Below are 12,317 nucleotides of genomic sequence, written 5' to 3' on the forward strand. Positions count from 1 at the left end.
TTATAAATTTTAAATTATTTTGAAATGCTTTCTTGAGATGTTTTAATTATTTTGGTTATGATATTGATAATATGTTCAATTTCTATTAGATAGGTTTCGGTCGAAATTTTTGTAATCTCTGATTTATCTAATAGTCGTAACCAATATTTTGTTTCACGAGCTTCTTTTGAAGCTATTGACATTTTGCTGATGAAATCTTTTTTTGATTGTGCAGCAATTGCTTCTTCAACATTAGCGCCAATACTTGTTCCACATCTCATTAATTGTTTTGAAATAATGAATTCGTTTTCTTTTTTAAGTTGAACGAATAATGAAATAATTGAAAGTGAAAAATCAAAAGTCTTATTTGCAATAAGATTATCATTCTTCATAAGTTCATTTAAAATTTAAAATTCATCATTTATAATAATTCATAGATTCCTGCTGTTCCTTGTCCTGTTCCAACACACATGGTCACCATACCGTATTTGCTGCCACGACGTTTCATCTCGTCGAACAACTGAACAGAAAGTTTTGCTCCCGTACAGCCTAGTGGGTGACCTAAAGCGATTGCGCCACCATTTACGTTGATGATTTCCGGATTCAAGTCTAATTCGCGTATTACCGCTAACGATTGTGCTGCAAAAGCTTCGTTTAACTCAATTAATTCGATGTCTTTAATTTGTAAACCAGCTTGTTGTACAGCTTTCGGAATAGCTTTAACGGGACCGATTCCCATGATTCTTGGCTCAACCCCTGAAGAAGCGAAGTTTACTAAACGTGCGATTGGCTCAAGGTTTAATTCTTTTACCATTTCTTCCGACATTACCAGTACGAATGCCGCTCCATCGCTCATTTGGGAAGAGTTACCCGCTGTAACCGATCCATCCGCTGCGAAAACAGGTTTTAGTTTTCCTAAAGCTTCTTTATTGGTATCAGCTCTTGGTCCTTCATCTTTGGTTACCGTATAAGATTTGGTTTCTTTTTTACCATTTTCATTGATGAAGGTCTGCTCAATAGTGATAGGAACGATTTGTTTGTCGAATTTCCCTTCAGCCTGAGCTTTCAAAGCTTTCATATGGGAATTGTACGCAAACTCGTCCTGATCTTCACGGGAAACATTGAATTGTTTGGCAACTGCTTCTGCAGTTAAACCCATTCCCCAGTAATAATCTTCATGACCTGCTGCAGCTGCTTTATAATCTGGAGTCGGTTTGTAACCACCCATCGGAATATAACTCATGCTTTCTGCACCACCGGCAATGATACAATGTGCCATTCCGGATTGGATTTTTGCTGTTGCCATTCCGATAGTTTCTAATCCTGAGGCACAGTAACGGTTTACGGTAACACCCGGAACATCATCAATTTTCAATCCCATTAAGGAAATTAATCGACCTACGTTCAAACCTTGTTCGGCTTCCGGCATGGCGTTTCCTACCATTACGTCGTCGATTCTGGTTTTGTCGAAATTTGGCAACTCGTTCATCATGTATTCGATGGTTTCGGCTGCTAATTCATCAGGTCTTTTAAAACGGAACACTCCTTTCGGTGCTTTACCAACGGCTGTTCTGTATGCTTTAACTATATATGCTGTTTTCATTATTTAGTTTCTTAGAGGTTTTCCTTTGGTTAACATGAATTGGATTCTTTCCAAAGTTTTTCTTTCGGTACAAAGTGATAAGAAGGCTTCTCTTTCTAGGTCTAACAAGTATTGTTCGCTTACTAAAGTTGGTTCGGATAAATCTCCACCAGCCATTACATAAGCCAATTTGTTAGCGATTTTCTGGTCGTGTTCCGAAATGTATTGTCCGGCAACCATCTGATCGGTTCCAACCAAGAACATACCTAAAGCCTGTTTTCCTAAAACTTTGATATCCTTGCGTTTAACTGGCTGAGTATAACCGGCTTCCGCCATTAAAATTGCATGTTTTTTAGCTTCGGCAATCTGACGGTCTTTGTTTACAACTACGATATCTTTTCCTTTTTGAAGTACTCCGATGTCGAACCCTTCATAAGCAGAAGTTGCAACTTTAGCCATACCAACAGTTAAGAAATATTCTTGTAAAGTGTTCAATTCCACATCGTTTTTACGGAAGGTATCGGAAGCTCTTAAAGCCATTTCCTTAGAACCACCACCACCAGGGATTACACCAACACCAAATTCTACTAGACCAATATAGGTTTCAGCTGCGGCAACTGCTCTGTCTGCATGCATGGTTAATTCGCAACCACCACCTAAAGTCATTCCGTGAGGGGCTGCAATTACAGGGATTCCAGAATAACGAACTTTCATCATTGTGTCTTGAAACATCTTGATTGCTAAGTTTAATTCGTCGTATTCCTGTTCAACAGCCATCATGAAAATCATGGCTAAGTTAGCTCCAACAGAGAAATTTGCAGCTTGGTTCCCGATTACTAATCCTCGGAAATCTTTTTCAGCTAAATCGATGGCTTTGTTGATTCCCTGGATAACACCACCACCAATTGAGTTCATTTTCGACTGGAATTCTAAGTTTAAGATTCCGTCTCCTAAATCCTGAACGATTGCCTCGCTGTTACTCCACACTTTTTTAGTTTCACGGATGTTGTTCAAGATGATAAAAGCATCTTGTCCCGGAACTTTAACTTGTGATTTTGAAGCAGTATCGTAGTAATGTGTAGCACCTTCTTTTACAGAGTAAAACGATTTGTTACCTGAAGTAATCATTTCAGTAACCCAAGCAGCAGGAGCAAGGCCTTCCGCTTTCATTAATTCAATTCCTTTTTCTACACCGATGGCATCCCAAATTTCGAATGGTCCGTTTTCCCAACCGAAACCAGCTTTCATGGCATCGTCAATTTTGTAGAAATCATCAGTAATTTCAGGAACTCTGTTGGAAACGTAAGCAAACATTGCCGAGAAACTTTTTCTGTAGAATTCTCCGGCTTTGTCTTTTCCTTTTACCAATACTTTGAAACGATCAATTGGTTTGTCAATCGTTTTGGTAAGTTCTAAAGTGGCGAACGATGCTTTTTTAGCCGCTCGGTATTCTAAAGTATCTAAATCTAAGGATAGGATATCTTTGTCTACTTTTTTATAGAAACCTTGTCCGGTTTTGCTTCCTAACCATTTGTTTTCCATCATTTTGTTGATGAAATCGGGTAGTTTGAACAAGTCGTGTGCTTCGTCATTCGGACAGTTTTCGTAGATTCCGTTGGCTACGTGAACCAAAGTGTCCAAACCAACAACATCAACCGTTCTGAATGTCGCTGATTTTGGTCTTCCGATAACTGGACCAGTCAATTTATCCACTTCTTCAATAGTTAAGCCCATCTCTTTTACCAAGTGGAATAAACTCTGAATTCCGAAGATTCCGATTCTGTTTCCGATAAAAGCCGGAGTATCCTTAGCAACAACAGAAGTTTTTCCTAAAAACTTCTCACCATATTCATTCAAGAAATCCAATACTTCTTTAGAAGTTTGAGGCCCTGGAATGATTTCGAATAATTTCAAGTAACGAGCCGGGTTAAAGAAGTGCGTTCCGCAGAAATGTTTCTGGAAATCTTCGCTTCTGCCTTCACTCATAAAATGAATAGGAATACCGGAAGTATTTGAGGTAATTAAAGTTCCCGGTTTTCTGTATTTTTCAATCTGTTCAAAAACAGCTTTTTTAATGTCTAATCGTTCAACAACAACTTCAATAATCCAGTCGCAATCTTTGATTTTTTCTAAATCATCAGTTGTGTTCCCTGTTGTAATTCGGCTTGCGAATTTCTGATCGTAAATAGGAGAGGGTTTCGATTTTAAAGCATTTGCCAAATGATCGTTTACCAATCGGTTGCGAACTGCTTTGTTTTCTAACGTTAATCCTTTTTTCTGTTCAGCTTCGGTTAACTCACGCGGTACAATGTCCAGAAGCAAAACTTCCACACCGATGTTCGCAAAATGGCAGGCAATCCCTGAACCCATAATTCCTGAACCGATAACTGCTACTTTTTTAATTAGTCGTTTCATTTGTTGTTACTATTGTTTTTGTAATGGTCAAATGAACTTATTAGGTTGTTTCATTTGATACTATTAATATTTTAATTGATGTTTTGCGGTTTATTTTTCCAGGCTTTCGTCTGAGAAAATATTTTTATCTACAATCAGTTCATTGATGATTTCAGCAACTTCCATGAAATGATTTAATTGTTCTTCTGAAACATGTTGTCTGATAGTTTCGTTGAATTTTAAAACTGTTGATTTTGACAATTCGCGTTTCTCTTTTCCCAGTTTGGTAAGATGAATTAATACACCTCTGCCATCAACGGGATTTTTTTTTCTTGTAATTAATCCTCTTTCTTCCATTGACTTTAGGGTTCGGGTTAAACTCGTGGCTTCCATTCCCATTCTTGCACTAATAGCGGTCGAAGGGGTTCCGTTTTCCCTGTCAATACTTAGCAAAGCAAAACCTGTGGCCATGGTTGCCCCATATTTGGTAGCCTCTTCATTATACATTCGGGCTACTGCTTGCCAAGTGGCTCTTAAAACATAATCAATAGTTTTATCTTTCATAAACTTTTCGTGATTTCAAATATACAAAAAAATACTATGCGCGCATAATAAATTTGAATTATTTTTAAGTTAAATTAAAAAAAAACTCCTCAATTAAGAGGAGTTCCTTGATTTTTAGGCATTATTATAAATTTTATCATAAAGATTTTGATATTTCTCTTTTATGATTTTACGTTTTAATTTCATAGTCGGGGTCAAATGACCAGCATCAATAGACCAAACATCTGGAGTAAGTTCTATTTTTTTAACCTGCTCCCAGTTTCCGAATTTTTTGTTTAGTACTTCAACTTCTTCTTCGATTCTTTGTTTTACTTCCGGGTTTGCTGAAATTTCAGCTTCTGTCGTTCCAATATTGATGCCTTTTATCTTGGCCCATTCTTTTACGAAATCAAAATTAGGCTGAATGAAAGCAGCTGGCATTTTTTCTCCTTCACCAACCACCATGATCTGCTCAATAAAGCGTGATTGTTTCATTGTGTTTTCAATAAGTTGAGGAGCAACATATTTTCCTCCGGAGGTTTTGAACATTTCTTTTTTACGGTCGGTAATGCGTAAGAAACCATTAGCATCGACTTCTCCAATATCTCCTGTATGAAAATATCCGTTTTGTAGAGCCTCATCTGTTTTTTCAGGATCTTTATAATAACCAATCATAACGTTTGGCCCTTTACAAAGGATTTCGCCGTCTTCGGCAATTTTAACTTCGACACCTTCCAGAACACGTCCAACGGTTCCGATTTTAAAACCTCTGTTGTTTTGATCATTTACAGCAATTACCGGTGAAGTTTCTGTTAAACCGTAACCTTCCATAATTGGAATTCCTGCAGCAGCAAAAACTCTGGTTAGTCTTGATTGTAAAGCGGCGCTTCCGGAAACCATCAGCTCCAATTGTCCGCCAAGTCCTTCCTGCCATTTGGAGAAAATGAGTTTGCGGGCGATTTTTAATTGGAATTCATACCACCATCCGTTTGCACCGTAAGGTTCGTATTTTAGACCTAAATCAATTGCCCAGAAAAACAATTTCTTTTTGATTCCGTCTAAAGCGGCTCCTTTTGCATAAATTTTATCATAAACTTTTTCAAGAAGTCTAGGAACAGCAGTCATTACATGAGGTTTTACTTCTTTTAAGTTATCGCTCATTTTCTCGATACTTTCTGCGAAATAGATAGAGATACCGTAATATTGGTATAAATACAAAATCATTCTTTCAAAAATATGGCAAACAGGTAAGAAGCTCAAACCTCTGGTATCACCAGCTCTCAATGGTACACGAGGCGCACTCATTAATACATTGGATACGATATTTTGATGGGTCAGCATAACACCTTTCGGTCTTCCGGTTGTTCCGGAGGTATAGATAATTGTAGCTAAATCGGTGGTAACTATACTGTTTTTTCGTTCTTCAACTTCATTTTGATTGGAAGTGTCTTTACCCAATTCAAGAATCTCTTTCCAGCTTTTGCAACCGGGAATATCATTATAAGAAAAGACTTCGATTAATGTAGGAACTTGATTTCGAATCGATTTCACTTTATCTAAAACCTCCTGATCAGACACAAAACAATATTTGGATTCCGAATGGTTTAAGATATAAGCATAATCTTCCGCAGCAATTGTTGGATAGATTGGTACCGTTTGAGCTCCCGTTTGCAGTGCCCCGATATCGGTAATGTTCCATTCTGTTCTGTTATTGGAGGAGATGATTGCAATTTTATCGTTTTTCTGAACTCCCAAACGTAATAATCCTCTGGAAACTGCATTTGCTTTGTCAAGATATTCCTGAGTGGAAGTTTTTACCCATTCACCGTCGTATTTGGTAACTAAGGCATCGGAGAGGTTGTACTTTTCAAGCTGGTAATAAGGAAAGTCGAAAAGGCGGGTAACATTAATCATAATTAAGCTGTTTAGTAATCGCAAATTATAAAAAAAATAATAAAATTTGCTTAAATTTTTAATAATAGTTAACCAAAAGAAGGGTTATTTCGTAATTTTGGGCACTTAATTTTACTGATTTTCATCATTTTAACATGAACAAATTTATTCGTATTGCAGAATATAAAGCCTTGTTTTATAGACTCTTTTTGGTTTATTTTTTCTATTTCATAGCAAGACTTTTGTTTTTTGCATACAATTATAAACTTCTTAAAGTTGATTCTTTTACTGATTATTTAGCATTACAGTATCATGGTTTAGCTTTCGATACAGCTGCGATTTTATACTTAAATGCGCTTTTTATAGTGCTTTCCATCTTGCCGTTTTGGCATAATACTAAAAGAGGTTATCAGAAATTCCTTTTCTACGTTTACTTTACGTTTAACCTGATTGGATTTGCTACAAACTTTATTGATTTTATTTATTACAAATACATTTATTCAAGAACAACGATAGCGGTTTTGGATATTATGAAGCATGAATCCAATAAAGGGAACATGTTTTTCAGATTCATTGTTAGTTATTGGCACGTGTATGTATTGTTCTTTGTATTAGCTTTTTTATGGATTTACTTGTACCGAAAAGTAAGAGTGGAGCATGAAGCCCCAAAAGCTAAAGTTGTCTATTTCTCATCTTCTTTGGTTGGTTTATTGGTTATTGCTACACTTGTTGTTGGAGGAATCCGAGGTGATTTCAAAAAAAGCACCCGGCCAATCAATTTAATTGACGCTAACAGGCACGTTACCAAATCACAACATGCAGATATTGTTTTAAATACACCTTTTGCAATTATCCGAACTTTAGGAACTACAAGCTTTAAAAAGATTAACCTTGTGGATCAAAGTTTAGTGGAAGCTAATTTTCAGCCAATCAAACATTATACAAACAATCCGAAAACTACTCCGAATATCGTATTGATTATCACGGAAAGTTTTGGTCGTGAATATTGGGGTTCTTTCAACAAAGACACTAAAATTAAAGGTTATGTTGGGTACACGCCGTTTCTGGATTCTTTGGCGCAAAACAGTTTGATTTTTACCAACGGATTTGCCAACGGAAGCAAGTCAATACACGGAATGTCATCGATTATTGCAGGAATTCCATCGTTCAGAGATGCCTTTACATCTTCTCCCTATCCGAAGCAAAAAATCCAGTCGTTGGTTTCAACTTTGAAGGAAGAAGGTTATGATACTTCTTTTTTCCACGGAGCTCCAAACGGCTCTATGGGATTCTTAGGTTTTGGAAATATTTTAGGTTTTGATCACTATTATGGTAAAACCGAATTTAATAACGATGCGGAACACGATGGTGTTTGGGGAATTTGGGACGAGCCTTTCCTTCAGTTTATGAAACAAACTATTGATAAGAAAAAAGCCCCGTTCTTTACTACCGTTTTTACAGTTTCATCGCATGAACCTTACATTGTTCCGAAGAAATACGAAGGGAAATTTCCAAAAGGAACCACGCCAATGCACCAATGTGTAGGTTACACCGATTATTCCTTTAAGAAGTTTTTTGAAGCAGCCAAGAAAGCACCTTGGTATAAGAATACGATTTTCATCATCACTGCCGATCATGGAAATTTAACGGCTTATCCTGAATATGAAAAAGTGGTAAATCGAAGCGCAACTCCAATCCTGATTTTCAAGCCTGACAATAGTTTAAAAGGTGTAAATACCGATTTAGCACAACAAATTGATATCTATCCGACTATTTTAGATATGATAGGTTATGATAAACCTTTCAGAAGTTGGGGAAGAAGTTTGGTAGGCGATAAAAAGATTAAACCGTACACAATTAACTTTAACGGAAACCAATATCAGTTTCAACGTGGAAATTATATTTGTACTTTTGACGGCAAGCAAATTACAGGATATTACGATATTAACGATAAAGCTTTGGAACACAATTTGATAGCTAAGCCTAATAAGGAAATGCTTGAGAACGGTGAAGCTTGTAAAGCAATTGTTCAGGATTATTTCGAAAGAATTGTCGATCAGAAATTATACGCTAAATAATTATTAGGATGAAGAAAAAGATAGGTTTATTGGTTCTTTTGGTTGTTCTCGCAGGTGTGGGAAAATATGTTTATGATATGAACATCAACCATAATTTTGAGACCATTACTGAAGGAAAAGTATATAAAAGCGGAGTTATTCCGCCAGATGAAATCGAAGAATACGTAAAGAAATACAAGATCAAATCGATAGTTGATTTACGTTTCCCCGGAACAGGAGATTTAGTGAACAATCCTGAAATCCCAGCTGAATTAACCGCTGAAAAAGAAGCAATTGCTAAAATTCCGGGAGTTAATTATTATAACAATGGTTCGGATCAGGTGCCAAAGCAGGAGAATTTGGACACTTTCTTTAAAATCATGGATAATCCAGCTAATTATCCGGTTTTGATTCACTGTTACCATGGCGTTGGGCGTGCGGAAATGTATTCGGCATTATATAGAATTGAATATGAAGGAATGGATAGGGATGAGGCCAGAACCAGCACACGTGTTCTAACCAAATGGAGTTCTTTCGATTTAGGAAAACCTAAAGGTGATTACCTACACAATTATAAATCAAGAAAAGATAAAGAAACTAAGTAGTTTTAGTTCGTGATAGTAAACAACCCTATTTTTAATTAAATAGGGTTGTTTTTTTATTTATAGTCTGAAAGTCATGCTTAACTGTTTGAAATTTAACAGAATATATGTTTTATTGGTCGGAATTATTTGATTAAAACTGAATATTATCGTAAATTCATAGGTAACAAACATTCAGAATTGTGGAAACCAAAAACACAAACGATGGCTATTTCTTTAAATGGACAGCTGATAAACCATTACTCTGGTGTTTTGTGTTTGTTTTTTTCTGTTTTCTTTGTTTTGCAACTCCTCAAAAATCAATTATCGATCCTGTCATTTTAAAAGAATTTGAACAGGCAAAACAACTTATTGAGCAAAACAGATATGAGCAATACCAACAAGGAATGCAAATTATTACTGCTTTAGAGAGCAGACTGATTTTACAAAAAAATTACGACCAGCTTTTATATTTATATTTAGAAATATCGTATTTCCATGTAACCCAATATGATTATAATTCTGCAAAAAAAGCTCTGGATAAAGCAGAGAAAGTTTTAGAGAAACACAATAATAATTGCATTCGAGGGGAATATTATGAGCATCTTGCAGTATTTTATAATTCACAAGGAAACGAAGCTTTAGATGAAAAATACACCTTACTTTCCGAAAAATATTTGAGTAAGTATGCACCTAAAGAGAAACAAGTTGATTTGTATTATAACTTGACGCTCTTATATTTAAAGAAAAAGGATTGGAATAAAACTCTTCTGAACTCCTATAAATTTTTAAAGATAAATGAGGAAACAGGTGGGAGTAAAGATCAGCCGGAAATAAACTTAATAATCGCGGAAAGTTATTATAATCTAAATGATTTTGATAAGGCTCTTGAAAACTTATCAATTGCTGAAAAATCCAATATTTTTACAAATCATGATGAAAGTTATTTACTAAAATCCCGTTACTATCTCATCTTAGGACAATTATATCAGAAACAAAATAATTTTAAGGCCGCAGCGGAAAACTTAAAGATAGCCAATGATTATTTCAAAAAACGTTTGGTTTACCGAGTTGTTCAAATGAATCAATCTCTGAACCAAAAAAGAGAACTTGAAGTAAAAAATATAGAATTTCAGTCTATTATAAAGCAGAACGAACTTAAAACCGAAAATTATAAGTATAAAAATTATCTTTTAATTCTTTGCTTGATAACAATTGTGAGCTTATTGATCCTGTCTTATTTTCAATATAGAAACGCCCGGTTTAAAAGTTCAACAAATACTTTACTGAACCAGAAAAACGAAGAACTCTCCAAAGTTAATGAAGAATTGGAAAGTGCTTTAACAGTGAAAAAAAAATTACTCGACACGATTTCCCACGAGCTGAGAACACCGATTTATACTTTAAATGGTCTGCTTCATTTAATGAAAGAAGACAAATCGAATTATGAGAAAAATATTGAGCAGTTGGAGGCATCGGTCCAGCATCTTTACAATTTGTCTGGAAATATAATCGAAATCAATGTACTGGATAGTTTTGACAATAATTATGTTCCCAGAAAAGATGTAGTTTCTCTTGAAAAATTGCTGGTCAAAATACTTACAACAGTTGAGAAAAACAGAAGCGCCAATAACAACAGTTTTTCGTTGCTTTTTGATAAAACAATCCCTGAAGAAGTAGTTTTTGACGAATCAAAACTGCATCAGGTTTTATTCAGTTTGATCGATAATGCCTTTAAATTTTCGAAAGTTGGGGAGGTTGTTGTTCAAGCTAAGAAGTTAACTGAAAATGAGGTTCAATCGGAAATTCAATTCAGTATTAAAGACAACGGCATCGGAATTGATCCAAGTATTAAAGACAAAATTTACGATTTGTTCTTTCAGGGTTCAGATAAAATAAATTACGAATATGGAGGTAGTGGTCTTGGGCTTACTTTAGTAAAAAAGACGCTTGCTCTATTCGGAACAACTATTGTGATCGATTCTGAACTTGAAAAAGGAACTACAATCTCTTTTTCTTTAGTGTTTGAAAATTATAGACATAAAGAAGAAGAGCTTACCCAAGAACCTGTTATAAAGCAAGTTAAAGATCCTTCACAAATCAAGATATTATTAGTGGAGGACAATAAAATAAATCAAGTGATTACCAAAAAAATCATAACCAACAAAGGTTATGCCTGTGATGTTGCCAATAATGGTTTTGAAGCCTGTAATATGGTAGGTGAAAGCGACTATTGCCTTATTTTAATGGACATCATGATGCCGATCATGGATGGTTTTGAAGCTTCAGAATACATTTCAAAATTTAAGCCGGAAATCCCGATTGTTGCTTTAACAGCAATATCTGAAGATGTAAACAAAGAACTCTTTACAGTAGCCAAAATTAAAAAAGTGCTTAGTAAACCTGTCGATGTTGAGGAACTTTATAGAACTATTGATGTTTACTGTTCATAAATAAAGATTTTAACGTTTTTGACAAAATTTCTAGGCATGGTAACTGATACTGCCAAATTTCCAATTAGTGACAATCCCGAAAATTGTTATTCCCATAAAAATCAGCTCTAATAGTAAAAGAGTTAGAAATAAGAACATTTTATAAGAGAACTTCAGTTTGCTGTAATTTTCATTGAAAGCAGAATAGTAGCTGTATATAATATAAAGTAAAATGAAGACTAATCTGGCAATGTTGGAAATATCAGTTATAAAATCAAAATACTTAGTAAATTCAAAGAAATTTAGCAGATCTGCAAGAATAGTAATGATCATAATTCCTAGAAAGACAATTCCTGCCAAGATAAAATGCTCGCTTAAATTCAGTTTTCTTTTTTTGAATAGAAGATAACCGTTCAGTGCAAAAAATGGCACAAAACTAAAAATTATTATTTTGTAATATTTTTCAAGGAAAAGATCTATTTTTTGACCTGTTGAATCATTTTTTCCAATTGGGCTACTGTAATATACTTCAAAAAGCTGATCGTAATAATGATTCACAAAAAGTTGCAAACCAATAAGTAACAGAATAAAATAGAATACATTATAATAGCGGATTCTTTTTCCTGAAATATAATCTAAAGCCGCCTTTCCCGGTCTGATAAGTGCTTCTTTAGCAGTAAAAAGCATTCCTCTTTCAAAATGCCAGACACCATGCAAAAGATCATGCATGAAAAAATGCTTGAAAGTTATTCTGTGCGTATCAGATTTTTGCCCGCAGTTGGAACAGAACTTCCCAATTAGTTGTGTGTCGCAGTTTAAGCAGTTGTGATGAGCCATGTTTTAATGAGAAAATTTC

9 protein-coding genes are annotated in these 12,317 nt (G+C 35.1%); 3 read left to right on the forward strand and 6 right to left on the reverse strand.

Features of this window, described 5'->3' with window-relative positions; all coding sequences use genetic code 11:
* Window positions 1-14 precede the first annotated feature (14 nt).
* From LZZ90_RS11435 to LZZ90_RS11455, 5 genes are all read right to left on the reverse strand, one after another.
* Window positions 15-371 (reverse strand): four helix bundle protein, encoded by a 357-nt coding sequence (locus LZZ90_RS11435; protein ID WP_237790834.1) that lies wholly within the window; start codon window positions 369-371, stop codon window positions 15-17.
* 29 nt (window positions 372-400) lie between these two features.
* Window positions 401-1,582 (reverse strand): acetyl-CoA C-acyltransferase, encoded by a 1,182-nt coding sequence (locus tag LZZ90_RS11440; protein WP_237790835.1) that lies wholly within the window; start codon window positions 1,580-1,582, stop codon window positions 401-403.
* Between the two features lie 3 nt (window positions 1,583-1,585).
* Entirely contained in the window at window positions 1,586-3,976 is a 2,391-nt protein-coding gene (locus tag LZZ90_RS11445; RefSeq protein WP_237790836.1) for a 3-hydroxyacyl-CoA dehydrogenase/enoyl-CoA hydratase family protein, read from the reverse strand.
* A 90-nt stretch (window positions 3,977-4,066) separates the two neighbouring features.
* Complete coding sequence (locus tag LZZ90_RS11450; RefSeq protein ID WP_237790837.1) at window positions 4,067-4,519, reverse strand: MarR family winged helix-turn-helix transcriptional regulator; 453 nt, start codon at window positions 4,517-4,519, stop codon at window positions 4,067-4,069.
* Window positions 4,520-4,633: 114 nt separating this feature from the next.
* Window positions 4,634-6,412, reverse strand: coding sequence for a long-chain fatty acid--CoA ligase (locus LZZ90_RS11455; protein WP_237790838.1), 1,779 nt, complete (start codon window positions 6,410-6,412; stop codon window positions 4,634-4,636).
* 134 nt (window positions 6,413-6,546) lie between these two features.
* Here LZZ90_RS11455 and LZZ90_RS11460 point away from each other — a divergent pair, with 134 nt between their 5' ends.
* The 3 genes from LZZ90_RS11460 (at window position 6,547) to LZZ90_RS14105 (ending at window position 11,482) form a co-directional block, all read left to right on the forward strand.
* On the forward strand, window positions 6,547-8,469 hold the full coding sequence (locus LZZ90_RS11460) for an LTA synthase family protein (RefSeq protein WP_237790839.1): 1,923 nt from the start codon (window positions 6,547-6,549) through the stop codon (window positions 8,467-8,469).
* Between the two features lie 8 nt (window positions 8,470-8,477).
* Entirely contained in the window at window positions 8,478-9,053 is a 576-nt protein-coding gene (locus tag LZZ90_RS11465; protein ID WP_237790840.1) for a dual specificity protein phosphatase family protein, read from the forward strand.
* Window positions 9,054-9,232: 179 nt separating this feature from the next.
* Entirely contained in the window at window positions 9,233-11,482 is a 2,250-nt protein-coding gene (locus LZZ90_RS14105; RefSeq protein ID WP_237790841.1) for an ATP-binding protein, read from the forward strand.
* 30 nt (window positions 11,483-11,512) lie between these two features.
* Here LZZ90_RS14105 and LZZ90_RS11475 read toward each other — a convergent pair whose 3' ends face one another.
* Window positions 11,513-12,190, reverse strand: a complete 678-nt coding sequence (locus LZZ90_RS11475; protein WP_237790842.1) for a DUF3667 domain-containing protein — start codon at window positions 12,188-12,190, stop codon at window positions 11,513-11,515.
* Window positions 12,191-12,317: the final 127 nt, after the last annotated feature.

This window comes from Flavobacterium sp. SM15, from assembly GCF_022012335.1.
GTDB lineage: Bacteria > Bacteroidota > Bacteroidia > Flavobacteriales > Flavobacteriaceae > Flavobacterium.